A 25,769-nucleotide genomic window follows, 5' to 3' on the forward strand; every position below is an offset into this window, starting at 1 on the left:
CCAAAAATGCCAGCGCGAGCTGCATTTTTCAGAAGGAAAACACATGATCGCCGCATCTATCAAGGCCGAAGTTGTAAAGGCCAACGCACGTTCCGCTTCCGATACTGGTAGCCCAGAAGTCCAAGTGGCTTTGCTGACCGCCCGTATCAACGAACTGACCCCTCACTTCAAAGAGCATGCCAAGGACCACCACGGTCGTCGCGGCCTGCTGCGCATGGTGAGCCGTCGTCGCAAGCTGTTGGACTACCTCAAGTCCAAGGACGCTGACCGTTACACCGCGCTGATCGCCAAGCTGGGCCTGCGTAAGTAAGCCTGGGGTGAGATGAAAACGCCTGAGTTAGTCCGCTAGCTCAGGCGTTTTTTACTTCGGAGGGTGTAAAGCAGAGCGAAGCTGTGTCATTCCAATGCTGCAAAATTTGTAGCTATAAGTGCAGCACTGGAATGGCATCGTGTTCTGTTTGTACCCTTAAATCAAGCCGGGCCTGCGTGCCCAGCTATCCATCAAGGAGTCAATATGACCATGTTCAATAAAGTGACCAAGACTTTCCAGTGGGGCCAGCATACGGTCACCATGGAAACCGGTGAAATCGCACGCCAGGCTTCTGGTGCCGTGCTGGTCAACATCGATGACACCGTGGTTCTGGCCACCGTCGTCGGTTCCAAGATTGCCAAGGCCGGCCAGGATTTCTTCCCGCTGACCGTGGACTACATTGAGAAGACCTACGCTGCAGGCAAGATCCCTGGCAGCTTCTTCAAGCGCGAAGCCAAGCCTAGCGAACTGGAAACCCTGACCAGCCGCCTGATCGACCGTCCGATCCGTCCGCTGTTCCCCGAAGGCTTCTACAACGACGTGCACGTGGTCATCCACACCATTTCGTTGAACCCTGAAGTGGATGCCGATATCGCCGCAATGATCGCCGTGTCTGCTGCACTGTCCGTCTCGGGCATTCCTTTCAATGGCCCCATCGGTGCTGCCCGCGTGGGTTACATCAATGGCGAATACGTGCTCAACCCCGGCCAGACACAGCGCAAGGATTCGCAGATGGATCTGGTGGTGGCTGGTACTGAAGCCGCAGTGCTGATGGTCGAGTCCGAAGCACAGCAACTGCCTGAAGAAGTGATGCTGGGCGCCGTGGTCTTCGGTCACGACCAAGGCAAGATCGCCATCAACGCCATCCACGAACTGGTGCGCGATGCTGGCAAACCCGCCTGGGACTGGGCTGCGCCCGCCAAGGACGAAGCACTGATTGCCAAGGTGACCGAGCTGGGCGAAGCCAAGCTGCGCGCCGCCTACCAGGAGCGCAACAAGCAAGTGCGTACGCTCGCTTGCCGCACCGCTTACGCTGATGTGAAGGCTGCACTGACGGAGCAGGGCGTGGCGTTTGACGGCGTCAAGGTCGAAGGCATGCTGTTTGATATCGAAGCCCGTATCGTGCGTTCGCAGATCCTGGCTGGCGAGCCCCGTATCGACGGCCGCGACACCCGCACCGTGCGTCCCATCGAAATTCGTAACTCCGTGCTGCCACGCACCCATGGCTCGGCGCTGTTCACCCGTGGTGAAACGCAGGCCCTGGTGATTTCCACCCTGGGTACCGAGCGCGATGCACAGCGCATTGACGCCCTGGCTGGCGAATTTGAAGACCGTTTCCTGTTCCACTACAACATGCCTCCGTTCGCCACTGGTGAAGTGGGTCGCATGGGTTCGACCAAGCGCCGCGAAATCGGCCACGGCCGTCTGGCCAAGCGCGCCCTGGTGGCTTGCCTGCCTTCGAAGGAAGAATTTCCCTATACCATCCGCGTGGTGTCGGAAATCACCGAATCCAATGGTTCCTCTTCCATGGCATCGGTCTGCGGTGGCTGCCTGTCCATGATGGATGCTGGCGTGCCCATGAAGGCGCACGTGGCCGGTATCGCCATGGGTCTGATCAAGGAAGACAACAAGTTTGCCGTGCTGACCGACATTCTGGGTGATGAAGATCACCTGGGTGATATGGACTTCAAGGTGGCTGGTACGACCAACGGTATCACTGCCCTGCAGATGGATATCAAGATCCAGGGCATCACCAAGGAAATCATGCAGGTTGCTCTGGCACAGGCCAAGGAAGCGCGCATGCACATCCTTGGCAAGATGCAGGAAGCCATGGGCGAGGCCAAGGCTGAGATTTCGTCGTTTGCTCCCAAGTTGTATACGATGAAGATCAACCCCGAAAAGATCCGTGACGTGATCGGCAAGGGCGGTGCCACCATCCGTGCGCTGACCGAAGAGACCGGAACCCAGATCAATATCGAGGAAGACGGCACCATCACCATCGCCGCCACCGACGGTGCCAAGGCAGACGAAGCCAAGCGCCGCATCGAGGAGATCACTGCCGAAGTCGAAATCGGCAAGGTCTACGAAGGCCCGGTCGTGAAGATTCTGGACTTCGGCGCTCTGGTTAACCTGCTGCCGGGCAAGGATGGTCTGCTGCACATCAGCCAGATCGCCCATGAACGCGTTGAAAAGGTCACCGATTACCTGCAGGAAGGCCAAGTGGTCAAGGTCAAGGTTCTGGAAACCGATGACAAGGGCCGCGTCAAGCTGTCGATGAAGGCGCTGACCGAGCGTCCAGCGGGCATGCCGGAGCGCGAACCTCGCGAGCCACGCGAATTCCGCGAGCGTGCACCACGCCAGCACCGCGAGCCGCGTGAGCCACGCGTGGGTGCTGAGGGCGATCAGCAACAACAGCAGCAGCAGTAATGCCTGCTGGGCGCACCCAAGCTTTTGGGCCTGGGTGCGTTTTTGTTGATCGAACAATGTGAATGATGTGATGTACCAAGGAAGCGCCATGGACAAGATGCGTGCTGTCGAGATGAACGGCTTTGGCGAGCCGGGTGTCTTGAAGCTGGGCGAGCGCCCCATGCCGCAAGCAGGGCGGGGCGAGCTGTGCATTCATGTGGCTGCCAGTGGTGTCAATCGCCCTGATGTGCTTCAGCGCAAGGGCCACTATGCGCCGCCTCCGGGCACGTCTGATCTGCCCGGGCTGGAGGTTGCGGGTGTCATCGTTGCCGGTGATGCTGCAGCCATGGCTGCGCAGGGCCTGAAGCTGGGTGACCGCGTCTGTGCGCTGGTTGCCGGTGGTGGTTATGCCGAGTATTGCGTGGCGCCTGTTGCGCAATGCCTGCCGGTGCCTGCGGGTCTGTCGGACCTGGAGGCTGCAGCCCTGCCTGAGACCTTTTTCACGGTCTGGAGCAATGTGTTTGACCGCGGTGCGCTGCAGGCGGGCGAAACCTTGTTGATTCAGGGTGGCAGCAGCGGCATTGGCGTGACGGCAATCCAGCTGGCCAAGGCTTTTGGTGCGCAAGTGATTGTGACGGCGGGTTCGGACGAGAAATGCCAGGCCTGCCGTGAGCTGGGGGCTGACCATGCCATCAACTACCGGACGCAGGATTTTGTCGCAGAAGTCCAGCGCATCACCGCAGGCAAGGGCGTTGATGTGATCCTGGACATGGTTGCAGGCGATTATGTGGCCCGTGAGGTGGAGGCGCTCGCAGAGGATGGCCGGCTGGTCATCATTGCCGTGCAAGGCGGTGTCAAGGCGGAGTTCAATGCCGGCCTGGTGCTGCGCCGCCGTCTGCAGATCACCGGTTCCACCCTGCGTCCCCGTCCTGTGGCTTTCAAGGCTGCGATCGCAAAGGCCCTGCAGGCCAAAGTGTGGCCTTTGCTGGCTGCTGGCAAGGTGCGTCCCATCATTCATAGCCGGTTCCCTGTGGCGCGTGCGGCCGAGGCCCATGCGCTGATGGAATCCAACCAACATATCGGCAAGATCATGCTGAGCTGGAGCGAGCAATGAAAAAACTGATTGCAGGCAATTGGAAGATGAATGGCAGCTTGACTGCCAACCAATCCTTGCTGCAAGAAATTCTGCAAGGACTGGGGCAGGCTGCGTGCGATGTGGCAGTGGCTGTGCCTGCCGTCTATGTCTCCCAGGTACAAGGCTTGCTGCAGGGCTCTGCCGTGCAACTGGGTGCGCAGGACGTATCTGCGCACGACAGTGGTGCCTACACTGGTGAGGTGTCTGCAGCCATGCTGCGCGAGTTCGGCGTGCGCTATGTCCTGGTGGGGCACAGCGAGCGACGCCAGTACCATGGCGAGACCGATGCTATGGTGGCTGCCAAGGCGCAGAAGGCACTGAATGCGGGTATCACACCGATTGTGTGTGTGGGTGAGACCCTGGCGCAGCGCGATGCAGGTGAGACGGAGGCTGTGGTCAAGCGCCAACTGGCGGCGGTGATCCATGCCATTGGTGCCTGCACAACGGAAATCGTGGTTGCTTATGAGCCTGTCTGGGCCATTGGTACCGGCAAGACTGCGACGCCCGAGCAGGCGCAGGCTGTCCATGCTGTATTGCGCGCGCAACTGGCGGCTGCCAGTACCCAGGCGGCCAAGGTGCCGCTGCTGTATGGTGGCAGCATGAATGCAGGCAATGCCGAGCAACTGCTGGCACAGCCGGATATCAATGGTGGCTTGATTGGTGGTGCAGCACTGAAAGCACCAGATTTTCTGAAGATTATTGCCGCTGCCGCTTGATATATGGGTGCGGGCAGCTATCGATTTTGATAAAGAGGGTAGATGATGGTAACGATTTTGTTGGCAATTCAGATGTTGGCTGCACTGGGCATGATTGGCCTGGTCCTGGTTCAACATGGCAAGGGTGCAGATGCAGGCGCGGCTTTTGGTAGCGGCGGCGGTGCGGGCAGCCTGTTCGGCGCTTCCGGCAGTGCCAATTTCCTCTCGCGCAGCACAGCGGTGCTGGCTGCGGTGTTCTTTGCGGCCACGCTGGCACTGGCTTATTTTGGCAATGCCCGTCCTACATCCGCTGGTAGCGTGCTGGAGGGCCCTGCTGCAACCATTCCGCAGTCCAATGCACCAGCTGTTGATGCTGCAGTGCCTCCCGCAAGCTCTTCGGTGCCTGCACCGGCAACGCCTGCTGCTCCAGCTGCTGGCGGTGATGCCGCTGTGCCTGCGCCTGCAGCAGCAGCAGATGTTCCTGCCGCTGCAACGCCTACCGAGCCAGCGCAACCCGCAGCGAAATAAGTCAACTATTTTGGAAAGAATCCCCGATATCAGGGTTTTTACAGAGTAGAATCTTGGTCTGTCTGGGAAGTAAATTGTTGCAAAAGCAATTACACCTGCCAGACCAGTCAAAAACAGCCGTCGTGGTGAAATTGGTAGACACGCTATCTTGAGGGGGTAGTGGCGAAAGCTGTGCGAGTTCGAGTCTCGCCGACGGCACCAACACAAAAAAAGGCCTGCCTGGGTCGCGTCTTGTGCTTACCCAGGTTGGCTCCTGCGGTGAGTACTCAGATGAATCTCGATCAATACCTCCCAGTCCTCCTGTTCATTCTGGTGGGCATTCTTGTCGGTGTAGGTCCTCTGGTGGCGGGATACATCCTTGGTCCCAATCGCCCGAATGCGGCGAAAAATTCCCCTTACGAATGCGGCTTTGAGGCGTTTGAAGACGCACGCATGAAATTTGACGTGCGTTACTATCTCGTCGCCATTCTGTTCATTCTCTTCGACTTGGAAATTGCTTTCCTCTTCCCCTGGGCAGTATCGCTGCACGAAGTGGGAATGCCTGGTTTTATCGCGGTTCTCGTGTTCTTGGCCATTCTGGTGGTGGGTTTCGCCTATGAGTGGAAAAAAGGCGCGCTGACCTGGGAATAACCGGAAATCACAAAGGTGCACGATGATTGAAGGTGTGTTGGAAAAGGGCTTTGTCACCACGAGCTACGACTCGGTGGTGAACTGGGCCAAGACAGGGTCCATCTGGCCCATGACGTTTGGTTTGGCATGCTGCGCTGTCGAAATGATGCACGCAGCTGCAGCGCGTTATGACATCGGTCGCTTTGGTGCCGAAGTGTTTCGCGCGAGTCCACGCCAGGCGGACTTGATGATTGTGGCTGGCACGCTGTGCAACAAGATGGCTCCGGCCATGCGCAAGGTGTATGACCAGATGGCGGAGCCGCGCTGGGTGATCTCGATGGGCTCTTGCGCCAATGGCGGTGGCTACTACCACTACAGCTATTCGGTGGTGCGGGGCTGTGATCGTATTGTTCCGGTGGATGTGTACGTTCCAGGCTGCCCTCCCACTGCCGAGGCGCTGATCTACGGCATCATCCAGCTGCAGCAGAAGATTCGCCGCACCCATACCATTGCACGCGCCTAGGAGTCGGAATGAGTGTTGAACTGATACAGCCGACTGTGCTGCAACAAAACATCGCCCGTGTGCTGGGCGACAAGGCGCGTTCCGTGACCTTGGCGCTGGATGAGGTGACAGTGGAAGTGGCTGCCCAGGACTATCTGGCTGCAATGCAACTGCTGCGCGATGCCCCCGAATGCAAATTTGAAGTGCTGATGGATCTGTGTGGTCTGGATTACTCCGCATACAAGGATGTCGGTACCGATGGCCCCCGCTATGCGGTGGTGTGCCACCTGTTGTCGGTGAGCCTGAACCAGCGTCTGCGTGTGCGCGTGTTCTGTCAGGACGATGATTTTCCGGTCGTCGACACGTTGAGCGAGTTGTGGGGCTCCGCCAACTGGTTTGAGCGCGAAGCCTTCGACCTGTTTGGCATCGTGTTTGAAGGCCACTCCGATCTGCGACGCATTCTGACGGACTATGGCTTCATCGGCCATCCCTTCCGCAAGGATTTCCCGCTGTCCGGCCATGTCGAAATGCGTTACGACGCGGAGCAGGGCCGGGTGATCTACGAGCCTGTCTCGATCGAGCCACGCGAGATCACGCCCCGCATTATTCGTGAAGAGCATTACGGAGGCCTGCACTGAGGCATTCGGTCCTCACGATGAAAAAACATGGCTGAAATCAAAAACTACACACTCAACTTCGGTCCCCAGCACCCTGCAGCACACGGGGTGCTGCGTCTTGTGCTGGAGCTCGATGGTGAAGTGGTGCAACGCGCTGACCCGCACATTGGTCTGTTGCACCGCGCCACCGAAAAGCTGGCCGAGAGCAAGACATTCATCCAGTCGCTGCCTTACATGGATCGCCTGGACTATTGCTCGATGATGAGCAACGAGCACGCCTACTGCCTGGCCATCGAAAAGCTGATGGGCCTGGAAGTGCCTATCCGTGCGCAGTACATCCGTGTGATGTTCTCCGAAATCACCCGCATCATGAATCACCTGATGTGGCTGGGCTCTTCGGGCAATGACGGCGGCAGCTCCACCATCCTGATCTATACATTCCGCGAACGCGAAGACCTGATGGATATGTATGAGGCCGTCTCTGGCGCCCGCATGCATGCTGCCTACTTCCGCCCCGGTGGTGTGTACCGTGATTTGCCTGACAGCATGCCGCAGTACAAGGCCAGCAAGGTGCGCAATGCCAAGTCGCTGGAGCTGATGAACAGCAACCGCAAGGGCTCGCTGCTCGACTTCATCGATGATTTCACGGCACGCTTCCCCAAGTGCTGTGATGAATATGAAACTCTGCTGACCGACAACCGCATCTGGAAGCAGCGCAATGTGGGTATCGGCGTGGTTGATGCCGAGCGCGCGCTGAACCTGGGGCTGACCGGTCCGATGCTGCGTGGCTCCGGCGTGGCATGGGATATGCGCAAGAAGCAGCCTTACGAGGTCTACGACCGCATGGAGTTCGATGTGCCAGTGGGCACGACGGGTGACTGCTATGACCGTTACTTGGTTCGCGTGGCGGAAATGCGCCAGTCCAACCGCATCGTCAAGCAGTGTGTGGATTGGCTGCGTGCCAATCCCGGCCCGGTGATCACCGACAACCACAAGGCTGCTCCTCCGGATCGCGAAGCGATGAAGAGCAACATGGAAGAGCTGATTCACCACTTCAAGCTGTTCACCGAAGGCTTCAAGGTGCCCGAGGGCGAGGCATACGCGGCTGTGGAGCACCCCAAGGGTGAATTCGGCATCTATTTGGTGAGCGATGGTGCCAACAAGCCCTATCGCATGAAGATTCGTCCACCGGGATTCGTGCATCTGGCCGCTCTTGACGAGTTGAGCCGCGGCCACATGCTGGCTGACGCCGTGATGGTGCTGAGCACCCTGGACATCGTGTTTGGAGACGTTGACCGATGATTACCGAAGCAACAAAAGCACGTTTTGCACGCGAAGTTGCCAAGTATCCGGCAGAGCAGAAGCAATCGGCCGTGATGGCCTGCCTGTCGATTGTGCAGCAGGAAGAAGGCTGGGTCAGTCAGGAGAGCGAGGCAGTCATTGCCGAATTCCTGGAAATGCCGGAAATTGCCGTGCATGAAGTGACCACCTTCTACAACATGTACAACCAGCATCCGGTCGGCAAATACAAGCTGAGCGTATGCACCAACCTGCCATGCCAGTTGCGCCGTGGCCGTGAGGCGCTCAAGCACCTCGAAGACAAGCTGGGCATCAAGATGGGTGATACCACCGCCGATGGCGTGTTCACCGTCGAACAGTCCGAGTGCCTGGGTGCCTGTGCCGATGCGCCGGTGCTGCTGGTCAATGACCGCCATATGTGCAGTTTCATGGATGACGAGAAACTGGATCAGCTGGTGGACGGATTGCGCGCAGCGGAGGACACCAAGTGACTACATCCGCTCAAATTCTCAAGCAGTTCCAGGCAACTGGCGTCGAAACCTGCTTCCATGACCGCCACATCGATCCGCAGATCTATGCGGGTTTGAATGGCACCAACTGGTCGATCAAGGACTACGAGGCACGTGGCGGCTATGAAGCCCTGCGCAAACTGCTGGGCAAGGACGGTGGCGAGGGCCTGACCCAAGACCAGGTAATTGCGACCATGAAGGAATCGGGTCTGCGTGGCCGTGGCGGCGCAGGTTTCCCTACCGGCCTGAAGTGGAGCTTCATGCCTCGCAACTTCCCCGGCCAAAAGCATCTGGTATGCAATTCGGACGAGGGAGAGCCAGGCACCTGCAAGGACCGCGACATCCTGATGTACAACCCGCACATCGTGATCGAAGGCATGATCATTGCCGCGTACGCGATGGGTATTTCGCTGGGCTACAACTACATCCACGGCGAAATCTTCCAGGTCTACGATCGCTTTGAAGCTGCTCTGGAAGAAGCCCGTGCGGCTGGGTACCTGGGTGACAACATCATGGGCAGCAGTTTCAGCTTCCAGTTGCATGCACACCATGGTTTTGGCGCCTACATCTGCGGCGAGGAAACGGCTCTGCTCGAGTCGCTTGAAGGCAAGAAGGGGCAACCTCGCTTCAAGCCGCCTTTCCCTGCGAGCTTTGGCCTCTACGGCAAGCCTACCACCATCAACAACACCGAAACCTTTGCTGCGGTGCCATGGATCATCCGAAACGGTGGTCAGGCCTATCTGGAGTGCGGCAAGCCGAACAACGGCGGCACCAAGATCTTCTCGGTCAGCGGTGACGTGAACAAGCCAGGCAACTATGAGGTTCCGCTGGGAACACCATTCTCCAAGCTACTGGAGCTGGCCGGTGGTGTGCGTACGGGCCGCCAACTGAAGGCAGTGATTCCTGGTGGATCTTCTGCGCCAGTGCTGCCGGCGAACATCATGATGGAATGCACGATGGACTATGACTCCATCTCCAAGGCCGGATCCATGCTGGGCTCGGGTGCCGTCATCGTGATGGACGACTCGCGCGACATGGTCGAGAGTCTGCTGCGTCTGTCGTACTTCTACCAGCACGAATCCTGCGGTCAATGCACGCCTTGCCGCGAAGGCACGGGCTGGCTGTGGCGCATGGTGGATCGTATCCAGCATGGCCATGGCCGCAAGGAAGATTTGGACATGCTGGACTCCGTGGCCGGCAACATCATGGGGCGCACGATCTGTGCATTGGGTGATGCGGCTGCCATGCCGGTACGCGCAATGATCAAGCATTTCCGCCATGAATTCGAAGCAAAGATCAACGCTGCTGAAAAGCAGACCGCTGCTTCTTCCTGATCGCGAGAGAGCATATGGTTGAAATTGAAATAGACGGTCAGAAGGTCGAGGTCGCGGAAGGCAGCATGGTCATGCACGCGGCTGATGCCGCGGGCAAGTACATCCCTCACTTCTGCTACCACAAGAAACTGTCGATCGCGGCAAACTGCCGCATGTGCCTGGTGGACGTGGAAAAGGCTCCCAAAGCCATGCCTGCGTGTGCTACGCCAGTGACGCAAGGCATGATTGTGCGTACCACCTCGGACAAGGCGGTGAAGGCTCAGCAATCGGTGATGGAGTTTCTGCTCATCAACCACCCGCTGGATTGCCCGATCTGCGACCAGGGTGGTGAGTGCCAGTTGCAGGATCTGGCCGTGGGTTACGGTGGCAGCAGCTCGCGCTACCAAGAAGAAAAGCGTGTGGTGTTCCACAAGAATGTGGGTCCGCTCATTTCCATGGAAGAAATGAGCCGCTGCATCCACTGCACCCGTTGCGTGCGCTTTGGACAGGAAGTGTCCGGCGTGATGGAACTGGGCATGGTCAACCGCGGCGAGCACTCCGAGATCACTACGGTGGTGGGCGACACAGTCGATTCCGAGCTCTCTGGCAACATGATCGACATTTGCCCCGTTGGTGCACTGACGAGCAAGCCTTTCCGCTACAGTGCCCGTACCTGGGAACTGTCCCGCCGCAAGTCTGTCTCGCCCCATGACTCCACGGGTGCGAATCTGATCGTTCAGGTCAAGAACAACAAGGTGATGCGTGTCGTGCCTTTCGAGAACGATGCCGTCAACGAATGCTGGATCGCCGACCGTGACCGCTTCTCCTACGAAGCGCTCAACGGCGAAGAGCGCCTGACCAAGCCTATGATCAAGCAAGGTGGTCAGTGGTCGGAAGTCAGCTGGCAGGTCGCCCTGGAATATGTTGCCAATGGCATCAAGGGTGTGCAGCGCGATCATGGCGCCGAGGCACTGGGTGCACTGGTCAGCCCGCACAGCACGCTGGAAGAGCTGTTCCTGGCAGGCGAACTGGTGCGCAGCCTTGGCAGCCGCAATATCGACTATCGCCTGCGCAATGCCGAATTTGCCAAGGACGACGGTGTTCGCTGGCTGGGTCGTTCCATTGCTTCGCTGTCGGATCTGAACACCGCTTTGGTGGTGGGCTCGAACGTGCGCAAGGAACATCCGCTGTTCGCGCAGCGTATTCGCCAGGCTGCCCGCAAGGGTGCGGTGGTCGCCACAATCAATGCCAAGGCTTTCGATCTGGCCATGCCTGTGGCCCACCAGTTGCTGGCTCCTGCTGCACAGTGGGCTTACGCGCTGTCTTCGGTCGCAGCCGCCATTGCTCAGTCCAAGGCCGTTGAGGCACCAAACAACGCAGGCACCGTCACGCCTGAATCCATCGAGATCGCTCGCGCACTGCAAAGTGGTGAGCAAAAGGCCATCCTGTTGGGCAACGCGGTAGCGCACCACGCGCAAGCCAGCACCTTGCTGGCGATTGCCAACTGGATTGGTACCCAGACGGGTGCGACCGTCGGCTTCCTCACGGAAGCGGCCAATACGGTGGGTGCGCAATGGGTGGGCGCCGTGCCGCAAGGGCAGGGCCTCCACGCTGGTCAGATGCTGGCTGGTGGCATCAAGGCCGCCATTTTGCTGAACACGGAACCCGCGTTCGATTCGGCCGCTGGCAGCAATGGTCTGCAAGGCTGCGAGATGGTGGTGAGCCTGAGCCCGTTCAAGGCCAACATGGACATCGCCGATGTGCTGCTGCCGATTGCCCCATTCACCGAGACATCGGGCTCATTCGTGAACGCCGAAGGCCGCGTGCAGGGCTTCCATGCAGTCGTCAAGCCGCTGGGTGATGCACGACCAGCCTGGAAGGTGCTGCGCGTCATGGGTAATCTGCTCGGCGCAGCAGGCATGGACTTTGAGTCGTCCCAGGATGTGCTGGCCGTGGCCACGCGCTCGCAGGACCAGGTTCCTGCTGAGCTGCTGTCCAACAGCACCAAGACGAATATGGCGGTATCGGCCCCTGCAACCCAGGAGCCGGTTGTCGCAAGCATTTACCAGTTGGATGGAATCGTGCGTCGTGCGCCTGCGCTGCAAATGACTGCGGATGCCCGCCAATCCTCGGAGGTGGTGGCACCATGATTGACGCGATTTACAACGGCGGTCTGACACTGATCGCAGCGGGCTGGTGGTCGACGCTGGTCTGGCCGGTGATCTGGAACCTGATCAAGATCCTGTGCATCGTGCTGCCCCTGATGGGCGCGGTGGCCTATCTGACGCTGTGGGAGCGCAAGCTGCTGGGCTTCATGCAGGTGCGCTACGGTCCCAACCGCGTGGGACCTTTCGGTTTGCTGCAGCCTCTGGCCGATGGCTTGAAGCTGGCGACCAAGGAAATCATCACGCCTACAGCTGCGAGTTCCGGCTTGTACCGCCTGGGGCCCATCATGGCCATCATGCCTGCGCTGGCTGCCTGGGTGGTGATTCCTTTTGGACCTGATGTGGCATTGGCCAACGTCAATGTAGGCCTGTTGCTGGTGATGGCGATCACTTCGATTGAAGTCTATGGCGTGATCATTGCGGGCTGGGCGTCGAACTCCAAGTACGCCTTCCTGGGTGCGCTGCGCGCATCTGCCCAGATGGTGTCCTATGAAATCGCCATGGGCTTCTGCTTCCTGGTGGTCATCATGGTTACGGGCAGCATGAATCTGACCGAAATCGTGCTTGCGCAAGGCAAGGGCATGATGGCATCGGCCGGTGCCAGCATCTTCTCCTGGAACTGGCTGCCTCTGCTGCCGATGTTCATCGTCTACCTGATCTCGGGCGTGGCCGAAACCAACCGTCACCCGTTCGACGTGGTGGAGGGTGAGGCCGAAATCGTGGCTGGCCACATGGTTGAATACTCGGGCATGGGCTTTGCCGTGTTCTTCCTGGCTGAATACGCCAGCATGTGGTTGGTGTCCATCCTGGCCGTGATCATGTTCCTGGGCGGCTGGTTGCCACCTTTCGAATTCCTGTCGTTCATCCCCGGTTGGATCTGGCTGGCAGCCAAGACTTTCCTGGTGGTGTCGATGTTCATCTGGATTCGCGCGACTTTCCCGCGTTTCCGCTATGACCAGATCATGCGTCTGGGCTGGAAGATCTTCATCCCCGTGACCCTGGTGTACCTGGTCTTTGTCGGCGGCTGGCTGCTGTCGCCCTGGAACATCTGGAAGTAAGCGGAGACACACAACATGACTACTGCAGTTTCTCCCCGCACTTTCTCGGTGAAGGACTTTTTCAAGAGCTTCATGCTCTGGGAATTGATGAAGGGCATGGCCCTGACGGGTCGCTACGCCTTCGCGCGCAAGATCACCGTTCAGTTCCCTGAGGAAAAGACGCCGCTGTCTCCACGTTTTCGTGGCCTGCATGCGCTTCGCCGCTACGAAAACGGTGAAGAGCGTTGCATTGCCTGCAAGCTGTGCGAAGCCGTCTGCCCTGCAATGGCGATCACCATCGAGTCCGATGTGCGTGATGACGGCTCGCGCCGTACCACCCGTTATGACATCGACCTGACCAAGTGCATTTTCTGTGGCTTCTGTGAAGAAAGCTGCCCTGTTGACTCGATCGTGGAGACCCAGATTCTGGAATACCACGGTGAAAAGCGCGGCGACCTGTACTTCACCAAGGAAATGCTGTTGGCCGTGGGCGACCGTTACGAACCTGAAATTGCCGCAGCCAAGGCTGCGGACGCAAAGTACCGTTAAGGCGGCGCTTGGAGACTGATTGAAAAGAGCCCCACATGGACGTCACAACTGGTTTTTTCTATCTGTTCTCGGTGGTGCTGCTATACGCGGCATTCCGGGTCGTTACTGCCCCAAATCCGGTGCACGCTGTGCTGCACCTGATGTTGGCGTTTTCGCAGGCAGCCGGTATCTGGCTGCTGCTCAAGGCTGAGTTTCTGGCCATCGTTCTGGTGATGGTTTACCTGGGCGCCGTGATGGTGCTGTTCCTCTTCGTGGTGATGATGCTGGATATCCGCATCGACCAGCTGCGCAAGAGTTTCTGGAAGAACTTTCCGCTCGCCGCTGTGATTTTTGCGATTGTGGCCTTCGAAATGGGTGTCGTGCTCATTGGCGGCTTCAGCATGGTGGATGAGCCCAAGGTGATTCCAACGGTGGTGGATGCTGCTGGCAAGGTCGTTCCCTACAGCAACGTCAAGGCGCTGGGTACGCTGCTGTACACCGAGTACCTGTTCCCAGTGCAGATCGCTGCCGTGATCCTGCTGGTTGCCATGATTGCTGCGATTGCACTGACACTGCGCCATCGCAAGGATTCCAAGGCGATCGATGCGTCGCTGCAGGTGCGCGTGCGTGCCGAAGACCGTCTGAAGCTGGTGAAGGTGGAAACGGTGAAGCCTGCTGCCCCTGTGGTGCAAGAAGCTGCCGCAACCGAGGAGAAGAAGGCATGACACTGACACTTGGTCACTTTTTGACTCTGGGAGCAATGCTGTTTGCTCTGTCTGTGGTCGGAATCTTTCTGAACCGCAAGAACCTGATTGTGCTGCTGATGGCCATCGAGCTGATGCTGCTCGCGGTGAACATGAACTTCGTTGCCTTCTCCCATTACCTGGGTGACATGCACGGACAGATCTTCGTGTTCTTTATTTTGACGGTTGCCGCTGCGGAGTCGGCTATTGGCTTGGCTATCTTGGTGCTGCTGTTCCGTAACAAATCCACCATTGATGCGGAAGATCTCAATGCCCTGAAGGGTTGAGGCACCAATACTTGCAAGGTTAAGAAGAATGAGTCAAACCCTTTCTGCTTCAACACTGTTGGCGGTGCCTCTGGCTCCGCTCGCAGGATCTTTGCTGGCAGGCATATTCGGTACCGCATTTGGTGGCAACCGTATCGGCCGTGTCGGTAGCCGCTCGCTCACCATCCTGGGTGTGCTGATTGCTTTCGTCATCTCTGCGATGACGTTCCAGAGCGTTGTGTTCGAAGGTGCCACCTTCAACCAGACGCTCTACACCTGGATGACGGTGGGTTCGCTCAAGATGGAAATCGGCTTCATGATCGATTCCATCACGGCAATGATGATGTGCGTGGTGACCTTCGTGTCGCTGATGGTGCACATCTACACCATCGGTTATATGGCAGAAGATGACGGCTACGACCGCTTCTTCTCGTACATCTCGCTGTTCACCTTCTCGATGCTGATGCTGGTGATGAGCAATAACCTGCTGCAGCTGTTCTTCGGCTGGGAAGCAGTGGGTCTGGTGTCGTACCTGCTGATCGGTTTCTACTTCAAGAAGGAAACTGCGATCTTCGCCAACATGAAGGCTTTCGTGGTCAACCGCGTTGGTGACTTCGGCTTCATTCTGGGCATTGGCCTGATCGCTGCCTACACCGGCACGCTCAATTACACCGAGATCTTCGCCAAGACCAATGAGCTGGGTGGCATCACTCTGCCGGGTACCACTTGGTCGCTGATGACCGTGATCTGCATATGCCTGTTCATTGGTGCCATGGGCAAATCGGCACAGTTTCCGCTGCACGCCTGGCTGCCTGATTCGATGGAAGGTCCAACCCCCATCTCGGCACTGATCCACGCGGCGACCATGGTGACCGCCGGTATCTTCATGGTTTCGCGCATGTCGCCGCTGTATGAGCTGTCAGACGCTGCGCTGAACTTCATCCTGGTGATTGGTTCGATCACTGCGCTGTTCATGGGTATTCTGGGCATCATCCAGAATGACATCAAGCGCGTGATTGCATATTCCACGCTGTCGCAACTGGGCTACATGACCATTGCACTGGGTGTGTCGGCCTACTCGGTGTCGGTGTTCCACCTGATGACCCACGCATTCTTCAAGGCGCTGCTGTTCCTTGGAGCTGGTTCCGTGATCATGGGCATGCACCACAACCAGGACATCCGCTGGATGGGTGGTGTGCGCAAGTACATGCCCATCACCTGGATCACCTTCCTGCTGGGTAATCTGGCGCTGATCGGTACGCCATTCTTCTCGGGCTTCTACTCGAAGGATGCCATCATTGAGGCGGTGCACGCTTCAAATCTGCCTGCTGCCGGTTTTGCCAACTTTGCCGTGCTGGCTGGTGTGTTCATCACTGCGTTCTACTCGTTCCGCCTGTATTTCATCGTGTTCCACGGCAAGGAACGTTACGACCAGAACCCCGATGCGCACCATGATGACCACCATGGACATGACGACCATCACGGCCATGGCCACGATGCCAAGCCGCATGAGTCGCCATGGGTGGTGACCTTGCCTCTGGTGCTGCTGGCCATTCCTTCGGTGGTGATTGGTGCCATCGCGCTGATGCCCATGCTGTTTGGCGACTTCTTCAAGGGCGTTATCTATGTCGACGGCTCCAAGCATGGAGCCATGGCGGAGTTGGCCGAGAAGATTCACGGCTGGCTGCCGATGGCATTGCATGGCTTTACGGCTACGCCTTTCTGGCTGGCCCTGGCAGGTGTCGTGGTGTCCTTCATCTTCTACATGGTCAAGCCCGAGATTCCTGCAGCCATCAAGCGCGCTTCGCAGAAGATCGGCCTGTACCAGGTGCTGGAAGGCAAGTACGGCGTGGACTGGGTCTATGAAAACGTCTTTGCCCGTGGCGCGCGCGTATTTGGCAATGTGTTCTGGAAGGTGGGCGACCAGGGCCTCATCGACGGCCTGATCGTCAATGGCTCCTGGAAGGTGGTTGGCCGTATCGCTGCACTGGTGCGCTGGCTGCAGACGGGTTATGTGTATCACTACGCACTGGTCATGATTCTGGGCATCTTCCTGGCCATGACGTACTTTGTGCTGCTCAACAAGTAAGGAAGAAGAAAAATGGGATTGTTGAGTCTTGCAATTTGGACCCCCATCGTCTTTGGCGCGGTGGTGCTGGCTTTCGGCAAGCAAGAACAAGCCAAGATGGTGCGCTGGATCGCCTTGATCGGCGCGCTGGCTGGCTTGCTGGTCACGATACCGCTGTACACAGGCTTCCAGCTTGGTACTTCGGCCATGCAGTTCGTCGAAAAGGCCTCCTGGATTCCGCGCTTCGGAATCAATTACTACCTGGGCGTTGATGGCATCTCGTTCTGGTTTGTCCCGCTGACGGCCTTCATCACGGTGATCGTGGTGCTGGCGTCCTGGGAGAACATCACCGAGCGCGTCAACCAGTACATGGGTGCGTTCCTGATTCTGTCGGGTCTGATGATCGGTGTGTTCTCCGCACTGGACGGTCTGCTGTTCTACGTGTTCTTCGAAGCAACGCTGATCCCGATGTACCTGATCATCGGTATCTGGGGCGGACCCAACCGCATCTACGCGGCTTTCAAGTTCTTCCTGTACACGCTGATGGGTTCGCTCCTGACCCTGATCGCAATCCTGTACCTGTACACCAAGGCAGGCAGCTTCGAAATTCTGGCTTGGCACCAGTTGCCGCTGTCGATGACGGAGCAGACGCTGATCTTCTTTGCCTTCTTTGCAGCCTTTGCGGTGAAGGTTCCGATGTTCCCGGTGCATACCTGGCTGCCGGACGTGCACGTGGAAGCACCTACCGGTGGCTCCGCCGTGCTGGCCGCCATCATGCTGAAGCTGGGTGCCTATGGCTTCCTGCGTTTCTCGATGCCGATTGCACCTGACGCTGCCCATAAGTGGGCATGGCTGATCATCGCGCTGTCGCTGATTGCCGTGATCTATGTGGGTCTGGTTGCCATCGTGCAGAAGGACATGAAGAAGCTGGTGGCGTACTCGTCGGTGGCTCACATGGGTTTTGTGACTCTGGGTTTCTTTATCTTCAACGACATCGGTGTGATGGGCGGCATCGTGCAGATGATTGCCCACGGCTTCGTGTCGGGCGCCATGTTCCTGTGTATCGGCGTGCTGTATGACCGCGTGCACTCCCGTGAAATTGCTGCCTATGGCGGCGTGGTCAACACCATGCCCAAGTTTGCTGCCTTCGCGCTGCTGTTCGCAATGGCCAACTGCGGCTTGCCGGGCACCGCTGGTTTCATCGGTGAATGGATGGTGATCCTGGGTGCCACCAAGTTCAACTTCTGGATCGGTGTTCTGTCTGCAACTGCCCTGATCCTGGGTGCGGCTTACACCCTCTGGATGTACAAGCGCGTGTACTTTGGCCCGGTGACCAATGACAATGTCCGTGAGCTGCAGGATATCGGTGGCCGCGAATTCTTTATCCTGGCCGTGTTGGCAGCCGCAGTGCTGTACATGGGTATCTATCCTGCGCCATTCACGGATGTGATGGGTGCGTCGGTTGCTGACCTGCTCAAGCATGTCGCCACGTCCAAGCTGTGATGCCCGGACAGAATTGAGAGACTTGAGATGATTGATAACATCAGCTGGCTGGCTATCTATCCTGAAATCGTACTGTTGGTGATGGGCTGCGTCATCACCCTGGTGGACCTCGGCGTCAAGAGCCGTGGTCGTACCGTGACCTACATCCTGTCGCTGCTGACCCTGGTGGTGGTGGCCGTGATCACGGGCATGTACGCCAGTGCAGGCAATACCTTCTACGCCTTTGGCAACATGGTGGTTTCCGACTCCATGGGCAACTGGCTCAAGTGCTTCGCAGCCATCGCCATGGCGGTGACCCTGGTGTATGGCCGAGGCTATGCGCGTGACCGCGAAATGCTGCGCGGCGGCGAGTACTTCTCGCTGTCCCTGCTGGCCTTGCTGGGCATGAACGTGATGATCTCGGGCAACAATTTCCTGATCATCTACCTCGGCCTGGAATTGCTGACTCTGTCGAGCTATGCGCTGGTATGCCTGCGTCGTGACAACGAAACCGCTGTTGAAGCCGGCATGAAGTACTTTGTGCTGGGCGCCATGGCTTCGGGCTTCCTGCTGTACGGCCTGTCCATGATCTATGGCGCTACCGGCTCGCTCGACATCGGCGAGGTCTTCAAGGCGGTGAACTCCGGTCTGATCCGTCACCAAGTGCTGGTCTTCGGTCTGGTGTTCGTGGTAGCTGGCCTGGCCTTCAAGCTGGGTGTGGTTCCATTTCACATGTGGGTTCCTGACGTGTACCAGGGCGCGCCAACGGCTGTCACCATCATCGTTGGCGGTGCACCCAAGCTGGCAGCTTTTGCAATCGTGATCCGTCTGCTGGTGGATGGCCTGCTGCCGCTCGCCATCGATTGGCAGCAGATGCTGGCGGTGCTGGCCATCATGTCGCTGCTGGTGGGTAACCTGGCCGCCATTGCGCAAACCAATATCAAGCGCATGCTGGCGTACTCGACCATCTCGCAAATGGGTTTTGTGCTGCTGGGCCTGATGTCCGGTGTAGTCAATGGCAATGTAGAGGCTGCTACCGCTGGCAACGCATACAGCGCCGCCATGTTCTACGTGGTGACCTATGTGCTGACGACGCTGGCTACCTTCGGTGTGGTGCTGCTGCTGGCCCGCGAAGGTTTCGAGAGTGAAGAGATTGCTGATTTTGCAGGCCTGAACCAACGCAGCCCCCTGTATGCGGGTGTGATGGCCATCTGCCTGTTCTCGATGGCGGGTATTCCTCCGCTGGTGGGCTTCTATTCGAAGCTGGCTGTGCTGCAGGCGCTGGTGGCATCGGGCAGTGGTCTGTACATTGCGCTGGCCGTGTTTGCAGTGATCATGTCCCTGATCGGTGCGTTCTACTACCTGCGCGTGGTCAAGGTCATGTACTTCGACAAGCCCATCACTGCCACCAAGGTGTCGGCCCCGCTGGACGTGCGTGCCGTGCTGGTCGTCAATGGTGCCTTGGTGCTGATCCTGGGCATTGTGCCCGGTGGCCTGATGAAGCTGTGCTCCGATGCCGTGCTGCGTGCATTGGCAAGCTAAGCTGTAGTCCTTCTGCAAGAAAGCCCGCATGTCTATCACTGCATCCATCTGGCTCGTGATAGTGGCGGGCTTTGTCGCAGCCAATATTCCTTTTCTCAATCAGCGGCTTTTCGCCGTCGGCCCCCGAGGCAGCGTGGGCGGCAAAGCCCTGTGGATACGGTTGGTCGAGCTGGTGGTGCTGTATGTGCTGACAGGGGCTCTGGCCTTGCTGCTGGAAGGCAAGGCCGGGCAGCGCAGCGCCCAGGGCTGGGAGTTTTACGCCATTACTGCCACGCTGTTTCTGACTTTTGCCTTTCCAGGATTCGTCTACCAATACCTGACCCGCAAAAGCCGTTCGGCGGACTAGCGTATGAAGGTTCTCAATCTGCGCTGCCCTTTGAACCACGTGTTCGAAGGCTGGTTTGCTTCTGATGCCGAGTTTGCGCAGCAACAGCAGGGTGGTTGGCTCAGTTGCCCGATGTGCGGCTCTGCCGAGATCGTCAAAGGCCTGAACGCTCCCCGTCTGGCACGCAAATCCAACACAGTATCCGCTCCCGCCAAGCCTATCCAGGAGACGTCTCACCAGGGGACGGCAAGCGATGCGGCAGCACCGGTTGCCGATCTTCAAGCCATGCAGCAGGCATGGCTCGCGGTCTCTCGCCACATTGTGGAGAACACCGAAGACGTGGGCTCCAGCTTTGCCGGGCTTGCACGCCAGATGCATGAAGGTGAAGTTGAGGGCCGCGCCATTCGTGGCACCGCAACTGCAGACGAACGACGGTCGTTGGCGGACGACGGAATCGAGGTCGTTCCCTTGCTGCTTCCAGAAGCTGCAAAACACAGCCTGCAGTAGCATTTTCATTTTTCAATCAGAACAGCCAGTATTGCACTGGCTGTTTGTGTTTTGTGCTTCCTAATTCATAGCTATCTCATGCCAATTCCATGGCAATCAAGGGCATGCCGGTCATCGAGATCACAGTTCTGGCGGGCATCTTGCATGTCATCCTGATGACTATAAAAATATGAGCAGCTCGCGCCCACGGGAAAACGCTTACGCATGCGTACTTACAGGCTTTCCCCACTATGACTTCTTGATAGTTTTTCCTAACATGGGCATTGTCGAAGCGGCGTGTCCTTTACGTGCAAGGATGCGCCGAACTTTTTTAAGCGAAGTGGTGCAGTGCCAATGAGTGATGTCATTCTTCAAACCCAGGATCTCACCAAGGAGTTCCGTGGATTTACAGCGGTCAGCAACGTGAATTTGTCCGTTCAGCGGGGATCCATCCACGCCTTGATCGGGCCCAATGGCGCGGGCAAGACCACCTGCTTCAACCTGCTGACCAAGTTTCTGACCCCGACCAAGGGCGTCATTCATTTCAATGGCGTCGATATCACCAAGGAAGAGCCAGCGCAGATTGCGCGACGCGGGGTGATTCGCTCGTTTCAGATCTCGGCAGTCTTTCCACACCTGACCTTGGTGGAAAACGTGCGTATCGCGCTGCAACGCCAGTTGGGAACCTCCTTTCATTTCTGGCGTAGTGAGCGCACGCTCGACAGCCTCAACGGCCGCGCCGTCGAGTTGCTGGATGAAGTGGGCCTGGCCCACATGGCCAATGAGGTGACCCTGAACCTGCCCTATGGTCAGAAGCGGGCGCTGGAGATTGCGACGACGCTGGCCATGGAGCCCGAGCTGATGCTGCTCGACGAGCCAACACAGGGCATGGGCCATGAGGACGTGGACCGGGTGACGCAACTGATCAAGAAGGTGTCGGCAGGCCGCACCATTTTGATGGTGGAGCACAACATGAAGGTGATCTCCACCATTGCAGACCGCATCACCGTTCTGCAGCGTGGCGCGATCCTGGCCGAAGGCGATTACCAGACGGTGTCTCAGAACCCGCAGGTGATGGAAGCGTACATGGGAACGACGGACGGCCAGCTGCAGGGAGCGCACTGAGATGAACGACAAGAATATGACGCCTGCCTTGGAAATCTCCGACCTGCAGGCATGGTATGGGGAGTCGCACGTGCTGCATGGCGTGAACATGCGCGTGATGCCGGGCGAAGTGGTCACATTGCTGGGCCGCAATGGAGCGGGGCGCACATCCACCATGCGCGCCATCATGGGCCTGACAGGGTCTCGCAAGGGCTCGATCAAGGTCAATGGCGTCGAAACCATCGGCATGCCAACCCACAAGATCGCCCACCTGGGGCTGGGCTACTGCCCGGAAGAGCGCGGTATTTTTGCCAGCCTGTCCTGTGAAGAAAACCTGATGCTGCCACCCGATCTGAAGATGGGGACGCCAGGCATGTCGGTCGCTGAAATCTACGAAATGTTCCCCAACCTGGCCGAGCGCAAGCACAGCCAGGGCACCCGGCTGTCGGGTGGCGAGCAGCAGATGCTGGCCGTGGGGCGGATTTTGCGCACAGGCGCCAAGCTGCTGCTGCTCGATGAAATCTCCGAAGGGCTTGCGCCCGTGATCGTGCAGGCACTGGCTCGCATGATCATCAGCTTGCGCGCCAAGGGCTATACGGTGGTGATGGTCGAGCAAAACTTCCGTTTTGCTGCTCCTCTGGCAGACCGCCTCTATGTCATGGAACACGGGCAGATCGTCGAGCAGTTCGGGGCTGATGAGCTGGAGGCCAAGATGCCGCTGCTCAACACCTTGTTGGGTGTTTGATAAAAATAATAGCTGGCAGCGCTTGATTTGATTGGGTTTAAGGTAGAAAAATTATTGAACCCCCCAACCGGTAAGCGCTGACTGCTCTCTTTTTTAGGGCCAGCAGAAAGCATGACCACCATTGCTGGTCCATCAGAAATGTTTTTACAGGAGACAGAGATGAAAGCGAAGCTCACAACCATTGCACAGGTCACTTGCTTGATGGCCCTTGCTGCCGGCGCGGCCCAGGCGCAGGAAAAGGTCAAGATCGGCTTCATTACCGACATGTCCAGTCTGTACGCAGACGTCGAGGGCAAGAACGGCGCGATCGCCATCCAGATGGCCATCGATGATTTTGGCGGCAAGGTGCTGGGCCAGCCAATCGAGCTGGTGTCGGCCGATCACCAGAACAAGGCGGATATCGCCGCATCCAAGGCGCGTGAGTGGGTGGATACCCAGGGCGTCACCATGCTGTTTGGCGGCACCAACTCCGGCACCGCACTGGCCATGGCCAAGATTGCGCAGGAGAAAAAGCGCGTATTCATCGTCAACGGCGCTGGTGCAACAGCCCTGACCAACGAGCAGTGCAGTCCCTACACCGTGCACTATGCCTATGACACCATGGCGCTGGCCAAGGGTACCGGCAGTGCCGTGGTCGAGCGTGGCGGCAAGAGCTGGTTCTTCCTGACAGCGGACTATGCCTTCGGCCATTCGCTGGAGAACGATACGGCAGCTGTCGTCAAGGCCAGCGGTGGCTCGGTGGTGGGCACGGTCAAGCACCCGCTCAATGCATCCGATTTCTCCTCTTTCCTGCTGCAGGCGCAAAACTCCAAGGCCCAGGTGCTGGGTCTGGCCAATGCGGGTGGCGACTTCATCAACAGCGTCAAGGCTGCGAAGGAATTCGGCATCAACAAGACCATGAAGACTGCGGGTCTGCTGGTGTTCCTGACCGACATCCACAGCCTGGGCCTGAAGAACACCGAAGGCCTGCTGCACACCGTCAGCTGGTACTGGGACATGAACGACGAATCGCGCAAGTTTGCCGAGAAGTTCTTCGCCAAGACCAAGCGCATGCCCACCGACATCCAGGCTGCAGACTACTCTGCCACGATGAACTACCTGAAGGCCGTTGAAGCTGTGAAAACGGCGGATGCCGACAAGGTGATGGCACACCTCAAGAGCACGCCGCTCAACGACTTCTATGGCAAGGGCGTGCTCCGCCCCGATGGCCGCTACGCCCACGACATGTACCTGGTGGAGGTCAAGAAGCAGGCCGAGTCCAAGAAGCCCTGGGACTACCTGAAGGTGCTGCAGACCTTGCCGGCTGACAAGGTGTGGACCACCAAGGCCGAATCCAAGTGCGCTCTCTGGAAATAAGCTGAATCCCGGCGCGTGTTCATCCACTGATTCGTGAGCCCCTCATGGAAATTTTTGGTGTTTCAGTTCCGGCCTTGATGAGCCAGCTTCTGCTGGGCCTCGTCAACGGGTCGTTCTATGCCATCCTCAGTCTGGGGTTGGCAGTTATCTTCGGCTTGCTCAATGTGATCAATTTCGCACATGGAGCACTGTTCATGCTGGGGGCCATGTTCACGTGGATGGCCGCGTCATACTTCCAGGTCAACTACTGGGTGATGCTGTTGCTATCGCCCATCCTGGTTGGCGCCATCGGCATGGTCATCGAGCGCTTCCTGCTTCGCCACATCTACAAGCTCGACCACCTCTATGGCTTGCTGCTGACCCTGGGCCTGTCGCTGTTGATCGAGGGCGTTTTCCGCTCGATCTATGGCGTATCGGGCCTGGGCTATGACACGCCTGAACTGCTCGAAGGTGCGACCAATGTTGGCGTCATGATGCTGCCCAACTACCGCATGTGGGTGGTGGTGGCATCGCTCGTGGTGTGCTTTGCGACCTGGTTCGTCATTGAAAAGACCCGCCTGGGCGCCTACCTGCGCGCTGGCACGGAAAACCCACGCCTCGTTGAAGCCTTTGGTGTGAATGTGCCGTTGATGATCATGCTGACCTATGCATTCGGCGTGGGCCTGGCGGCCTTTGCCGGTGTGCTGGCTGCGCCGGTCTACCAGGTCACGCCTCTCATGGGACAGAACCTGATCATCACCGTGTTTGCGGTGGTGGTGATTGGCGGCATGGGCTCCATCATGGGCGCGATCGTCACGGGCCTGGGCCTGGGCGTGATCGAAGGCCTCACCAAGGTGTTCTATCCGGAAGCCTCGGCCACCGTGGTGTTCGTGATCATGGTGATTGTGTTGCTGGTGCGCCCAGCAGGCCTGTTTGGCAAAGCGAAGTGAGGGCTAGGGGATGAATTCCAAGAAATTTGCCAAATGGGGATACGGCTTGCTGCTGCTGGGGCTGATTGCAGCCCCCTTGATGGGCGCCTATCCGGTGTTCGTCATGAAGCTGATGTGCTTTGCGCTGTTTGCCTGCGCCTTCAACCTGTTGCTGGGCTATACCGGGCTGCTGTCGTTCGGCCATGCTGCATTTTTTGGTGGCGCAGCCTATATCACGGGCCATACCATCAAGACATGGCATCTGACGCCTGAACTCGGCATTCTGTTTGGTGTGGCCTTCGGTGCGTTGCTGGGCCTGGTGTTTGGCTGGCTGGCCATTCGCCGCCAGGGTATCTACTTCTCGATGATTACCCTGGCGCTGGCGCAGATGCTATTCTTTGCCTGCCTGCAAATGCCGTTTACCGGCGGCGAAGATGGTCTGCAGGCCGTGCCACGTGGCAAGCTGTTTGGCGTGCTGAGCCTGGAGAGCGACCTTACGATGTACTACGTGGCGCTCGTCATTGTCGTGCTGGCTTTCCTGCTGATCATGCGAACCGTGCATTCACCGTTTGGCCAGGTGCTCAAGGCCCTGAAGGAAAACGAGCCGCGCGCCATCTCGCTGGGCTACGATGTCAATCGCTTCAAGCTGCTGGCGTTTGTCATCTCGGCAGCGTTGGCAGGACTGGCTGGTTCGCTCAAGACGGTCGTGCTGGGCTTTGCCACGCTGACGGACGTGCACTGGACCGCTTCGGGCCAGGTCATCCTGATGACGCTGGTGGGTGGTCTGGGCTTGCTGTCCGGGCCTATCGTGGGCTCAGCGGTGATCGTGGCCCTGGAAAACAAGATCGGCGATATTGGCAGCGCGCTGTCGCGCTGGACGGGCGTGGAATGGTTCAACACTCTGGGTGAGTCCGTCACCATCGTCACCGGCCTCATCTTTGTGATCTGCGTGCTGGCCTTCCGCCGAGGCATCATGGGCGAATTGATCGCTTTCGTCGATCGCAGGAAGAAATAAGCTCAACTGCGCAGTTTCTCCACTGCGCTGCCAACGACAAAGGCCCGCATGTGCGGGCCTTTGGTTTTTTGGGCGG

The 25,769-nt window shown here is 58.2% G+C and carries 26 protein-coding genes and 1 tRNA gene; all 27 read left to right on the forward strand.

Annotated elements, in window-relative coordinates; genetic code table 11:
- The first annotated feature begins 43 nt into the window (after positions 1 to 43).
- The 27 genes from rpsO (at position 44) to LAD35_RS06105 (ending at position 25,693) form a co-directional block, all read left to right on the forward strand.
- Positions 44 to 310, forward strand: coding sequence for a 30S ribosomal protein S15 (rpsO, locus tag LAD35_RS05975; protein WP_184705855.1), 267 nt, complete (start codon positions 44 to 46; stop codon positions 308 to 310).
- 204 nt (positions 311 to 514) lie between these two features.
- Positions 515 to 2,737 (forward strand): polyribonucleotide nucleotidyltransferase, encoded by a 2,223-nt coding sequence (gene pnp, locus LAD35_RS05980; RefSeq protein WP_184705853.1) that lies wholly within the window; start codon positions 515 to 517, stop codon positions 2,735 to 2,737.
- Positions 2,738 to 2,834: 97 nt separating this feature from the next.
- Positions 2,835 to 3,830: an NAD(P)H-quinone oxidoreductase gene (locus LAD35_RS05985; RefSeq protein WP_224152599.1), complete on the forward strand. Its 996-nt coding sequence runs from the start codon at positions 2,835 to 2,837 to the stop codon at positions 3,828 to 3,830.
- Complete coding sequence (tpiA, locus tag LAD35_RS05990) at positions 3,827 to 4,567, forward strand: triose-phosphate isomerase (RefSeq protein ID WP_224151802.1); 741 nt, start codon at positions 3,827 to 3,829, stop codon at positions 4,565 to 4,567. Before LAD35_RS05985 ends, tpiA begins: the two co-directional genes overlap by 4 nt.
- A gap of 42 nt (positions 4,568 to 4,609) precedes the next feature.
- Positions 4,610 to 5,074: a preprotein translocase subunit SecG gene (gene secG, locus LAD35_RS05995; protein ID WP_224151803.1), complete on the forward strand. Its 465-nt coding sequence runs from the start codon at positions 4,610 to 4,612 to the stop codon at positions 5,072 to 5,074.
- Positions 5,075 to 5,190: 116 nt separating this feature from the next.
- Positions 5,191 to 5,275, forward strand: a tRNA-Leu gene (locus LAD35_RS06000).
- Between the two features lie 69 nt (positions 5,276 to 5,344).
- Positions 5,345 to 5,704: an NADH-quinone oxidoreductase subunit A gene (locus LAD35_RS06005; RefSeq protein WP_184705847.1), complete on the forward strand. Its 360-nt coding sequence runs from the start codon at positions 5,345 to 5,347 to the stop codon at positions 5,702 to 5,704.
- Positions 5,705 to 5,726: 22 nt separating this feature from the next.
- Complete coding sequence (locus tag LAD35_RS06010; RefSeq protein ID WP_021028558.1) at positions 5,727 to 6,206, forward strand: NuoB/complex I 20 kDa subunit family protein; 480 nt, start codon at positions 5,727 to 5,729, stop codon at positions 6,204 to 6,206.
- 8 nt (positions 6,207 to 6,214) lie between these two features.
- On the forward strand, positions 6,215 to 6,823 hold the full coding sequence (locus LAD35_RS06015; protein WP_224151804.1) for an NADH-quinone oxidoreductase subunit C: 609 nt from the start codon (positions 6,215 to 6,217) through the stop codon (positions 6,821 to 6,823).
- A 27-nt stretch (positions 6,824 to 6,850) separates the two neighbouring features.
- Positions 6,851 to 8,104 carry an NADH-quinone oxidoreductase subunit D gene (locus tag LAD35_RS06020; RefSeq protein ID WP_224151805.1) on the forward strand — a complete coding sequence of 418 codons (1,254 nt, stop codon included), beginning with the start codon at positions 6,851 to 6,853 and terminating at the stop codon, positions 8,102 to 8,104.
- Entirely contained in the window at positions 8,101 to 8,592 is a 492-nt protein-coding gene (gene nuoE, locus LAD35_RS06025; RefSeq protein WP_224151806.1) for an NADH-quinone oxidoreductase subunit NuoE, read from the forward strand. The genes LAD35_RS06020 and nuoE overlap by 4 nt, the downstream gene beginning before the upstream one ends.
- Entirely contained in the window at positions 8,589 to 9,944 is a 1,356-nt protein-coding gene (nuoF, locus tag LAD35_RS06030; RefSeq protein WP_224151807.1) for an NADH-quinone oxidoreductase subunit NuoF, read from the forward strand. The genes nuoE and nuoF overlap by 4 nt, the downstream gene beginning before the upstream one ends.
- A gap of 14 nt (positions 9,945 to 9,958) precedes the next feature.
- Positions 9,959 to 12,073 carry an NADH-quinone oxidoreductase subunit NuoG gene (gene nuoG, locus LAD35_RS06035; RefSeq protein ID WP_224151808.1) on the forward strand — a complete coding sequence of 705 codons (2,115 nt, stop codon included), beginning with the start codon at positions 9,959 to 9,961 and terminating at the stop codon, positions 12,071 to 12,073.
- A complete protein-coding gene (gene nuoH / locus LAD35_RS06040; RefSeq protein ID WP_224151809.1) occupies positions 12,070 to 13,146 on the forward strand; it encodes an NADH-quinone oxidoreductase subunit NuoH in 1,077 nt (358 codons plus the stop codon). The genes nuoG and nuoH overlap by 4 nt, the downstream gene beginning before the upstream one ends.
- A gap of 15 nt (positions 13,147 to 13,161) precedes the next feature.
- Positions 13,162 to 13,674 carry an NADH-quinone oxidoreductase subunit NuoI gene (gene nuoI, locus LAD35_RS06045; RefSeq protein ID WP_184705833.1) on the forward strand — a complete coding sequence of 171 codons (513 nt, stop codon included), beginning with the start codon at positions 13,162 to 13,164 and terminating at the stop codon, positions 13,672 to 13,674.
- A 35-nt stretch (positions 13,675 to 13,709) separates the two neighbouring features.
- Positions 13,710 to 14,378: an NADH-quinone oxidoreductase subunit J gene (locus LAD35_RS06050; protein WP_224151810.1), complete on the forward strand. Its 669-nt coding sequence runs from the start codon at positions 13,710 to 13,712 to the stop codon at positions 14,376 to 14,378.
- Complete coding sequence (gene nuoK, locus LAD35_RS06055) at positions 14,375 to 14,683, forward strand: NADH-quinone oxidoreductase subunit NuoK (RefSeq protein ID WP_184705829.1); 309 nt, start codon at positions 14,375 to 14,377, stop codon at positions 14,681 to 14,683. The genes LAD35_RS06050 and nuoK overlap by 4 nt, the downstream gene beginning before the upstream one ends.
- Before the next feature lie 28 nt (positions 14,684 to 14,711).
- The gene (nuoL, locus tag LAD35_RS06060; protein WP_224151811.1) at positions 14,712 to 16,751 is read left to right on the forward strand and encodes an NADH-quinone oxidoreductase subunit L; all 2,040 of its coding nucleotides are present in this window, start codon (positions 14,712 to 14,714) and stop codon (positions 16,749 to 16,751) included.
- Between the two features lie 12 nt (positions 16,752 to 16,763).
- A complete protein-coding gene (locus LAD35_RS06065) occupies positions 16,764 to 18,233 on the forward strand; it encodes an NADH-quinone oxidoreductase subunit M (RefSeq protein ID WP_224151812.1) in 1,470 nt (489 codons plus the stop codon).
- Between the two features lie 27 nt (positions 18,234 to 18,260).
- A complete protein-coding gene (gene nuoN, locus LAD35_RS06070; RefSeq protein ID WP_224151813.1) occupies positions 18,261 to 19,754 on the forward strand; it encodes an NADH-quinone oxidoreductase subunit NuoN in 1,494 nt (497 codons plus the stop codon).
- A 28-nt stretch (positions 19,755 to 19,782) separates the two neighbouring features.
- Entirely contained in the window at positions 19,783 to 20,100 is a 318-nt protein-coding gene (locus LAD35_RS06075; RefSeq protein WP_224151814.1) for a DUF2818 family protein, read from the forward strand.
- Positions 20,101 to 20,103: 3 nt separating this feature from the next.
- On the forward strand, positions 20,104 to 20,586 hold the full coding sequence (locus LAD35_RS06080; protein ID WP_224151815.1) for a DUF1178 family protein: 483 nt from the start codon (positions 20,104 to 20,106) through the stop codon (positions 20,584 to 20,586).
- A gap of 333 nt (positions 20,587 to 20,919) precedes the next feature.
- A complete protein-coding gene (locus LAD35_RS06085; RefSeq protein WP_224151816.1) occupies positions 20,920 to 21,690 on the forward strand; it encodes an ABC transporter ATP-binding protein in 771 nt (256 codons plus the stop codon).
- A 16-nt stretch (positions 21,691 to 21,706) separates the two neighbouring features.
- The gene (locus tag LAD35_RS06090) at positions 21,707 to 22,414 is read left to right on the forward strand and encodes an ABC transporter ATP-binding protein (protein ID WP_224152600.1); all 708 of its coding nucleotides are present in this window, start codon (positions 21,707 to 21,709) and stop codon (positions 22,412 to 22,414) included.
- 159 nt (positions 22,415 to 22,573) lie between these two features.
- Complete coding sequence (locus LAD35_RS06095; RefSeq protein ID WP_224151817.1) at positions 22,574 to 23,770, forward strand: ABC transporter substrate-binding protein; 1,197 nt, start codon at positions 22,574 to 22,576, stop codon at positions 23,768 to 23,770.
- A gap of 44 nt (positions 23,771 to 23,814) precedes the next feature.
- Positions 23,815 to 24,699 (forward strand): branched-chain amino acid ABC transporter permease, encoded by an 885-nt coding sequence (locus LAD35_RS06100; RefSeq protein WP_224151818.1) that lies wholly within the window; start codon positions 23,815 to 23,817, stop codon positions 24,697 to 24,699.
- A gap of 10 nt (positions 24,700 to 24,709) precedes the next feature.
- Positions 24,710 to 25,693, forward strand: coding sequence for a branched-chain amino acid ABC transporter permease (locus tag LAD35_RS06105; protein ID WP_224151819.1), 984 nt, complete (start codon positions 24,710 to 24,712; stop codon positions 25,691 to 25,693).
- Positions 25,694 to 25,769: the final 76 nt, after the last annotated feature.

The sequence above is a fragment of the Comamonas odontotermitis genome, from assembly GCF_020080045.1.
Classification (GTDB): Bacteria; Pseudomonadota; Gammaproteobacteria; order Burkholderiales; family Burkholderiaceae_C; genus Comamonas; species Comamonas odontotermitis.

Excerpts from the sequence above, each read along its gene's own strand:
- LAD35_RS06085 (WP_224151816.1), top strand. The coding sequence starts at position 20,920 with ATGAGTGATGTCATTCTTCAAACCCAGGATCTCACCAAGGAGTTCCGT.
- LAD35_RS06105 (WP_224151819.1), top strand. The coding sequence starts at position 24,710 with ATGAATTCCAAGAAATTTGCCAAATGGGGATACGGCTTGCTGCTGCTG.
- tpiA (WP_224151802.1), top strand. The coding sequence starts at position 3,827 with ATGAAAAAACTGATTGCAGGCAATTGGAAGATGAATGGCAGCTTGACT.
- LAD35_RS06080 (WP_224151815.1), top strand. The coding sequence starts at position 20,104 with ATGAAGGTTCTCAATCTGCGCTGCCCTTTGAACCACGTGTTCGAAGGC.
- secG (WP_224151803.1), top strand. The coding sequence starts at position 4,610 with ATGATGGTAACGATTTTGTTGGCAATTCAGATGTTGGCTGCACTGGGC.
- LAD35_RS06095 (WP_224151817.1), top strand. The coding sequence starts at position 22,574 with ATGAAAGCGAAGCTCACAACCATTGCACAGGTCACTTGCTTGATGGCC.
- nuoG (WP_224151808.1), top strand. The coding sequence starts at position 9,959 with ATGGTTGAAATTGAAATAGACGGTCAGAAGGTCGAGGTCGCGGAAGGC.
- nuoH (WP_224151809.1), top strand. The coding sequence starts at position 12,070 with ATGATTGACGCGATTTACAACGGCGGTCTGACACTGATCGCAGCGGGC.
- LAD35_RS06090 (WP_224152600.1), top strand. The coding sequence starts at position 21,707 with ATGACGCCTGCCTTGGAAATCTCCGACCTGCAGGCATGGTATGGGGAG.
- LAD35_RS06075 (WP_224151814.1), top strand. The coding sequence starts at position 19,783 with ATGTCTATCACTGCATCCATCTGGCTCGTGATAGTGGCGGGCTTTGTC.
- LAD35_RS06010 (WP_021028558.1), top strand. The coding sequence starts at position 5,727 with ATGATTGAAGGTGTGTTGGAAAAGGGCTTTGTCACCACGAGCTACGAC.
- rpsO (WP_184705855.1), top strand. The coding sequence starts at position 44 with ATGATCGCCGCATCTATCAAGGCCGAAGTTGTAAAGGCCAACGCACGT.
- LAD35_RS06005 (WP_184705847.1), top strand. The coding sequence starts at position 5,345 with ATGAATCTCGATCAATACCTCCCAGTCCTCCTGTTCATTCTGGTGGGC.
- nuoN (WP_224151813.1), top strand. The coding sequence starts at position 18,261 with ATGATTGATAACATCAGCTGGCTGGCTATCTATCCTGAAATCGTACTG.
- LAD35_RS06100 (WP_224151818.1), top strand. The coding sequence starts at position 23,815 with ATGGAAATTTTTGGTGTTTCAGTTCCGGCCTTGATGAGCCAGCTTCTG.
- LAD35_RS06020 (WP_224151805.1), top strand. The coding sequence starts at position 6,851 with ATGGCTGAAATCAAAAACTACACACTCAACTTCGGTCCCCAGCACCCT.
- nuoI (WP_184705833.1), top strand. The coding sequence starts at position 13,162 with ATGACTACTGCAGTTTCTCCCCGCACTTTCTCGGTGAAGGACTTTTTC.
- nuoK (WP_184705829.1), top strand. The coding sequence starts at position 14,375 with ATGACACTGACACTTGGTCACTTTTTGACTCTGGGAGCAATGCTGTTT.
- LAD35_RS06015 (WP_224151804.1), top strand. The coding sequence starts at position 6,215 with ATGAGTGTTGAACTGATACAGCCGACTGTGCTGCAACAAAACATCGCC.
- LAD35_RS06050 (WP_224151810.1), top strand. The coding sequence starts at position 13,710 with ATGGACGTCACAACTGGTTTTTTCTATCTGTTCTCGGTGGTGCTGCTA.
- nuoL (WP_224151811.1), top strand. The coding sequence starts at position 14,712 with ATGAGTCAAACCCTTTCTGCTTCAACACTGTTGGCGGTGCCTCTGGCT.
- pnp (WP_184705853.1), top strand. The coding sequence starts at position 515 with ATGACCATGTTCAATAAAGTGACCAAGACTTTCCAGTGGGGCCAGCAT.
- nuoE (WP_224151806.1), top strand. The coding sequence starts at position 8,101 with ATGATTACCGAAGCAACAAAAGCACGTTTTGCACGCGAAGTTGCCAAG.
- LAD35_RS05985 (WP_224152599.1), top strand. The coding sequence starts at position 2,835 with ATGCGTGCTGTCGAGATGAACGGCTTTGGCGAGCCGGGTGTCTTGAAG.
- LAD35_RS06065 (WP_224151812.1), top strand. The coding sequence starts at position 16,764 with ATGGGATTGTTGAGTCTTGCAATTTGGACCCCCATCGTCTTTGGCGCG.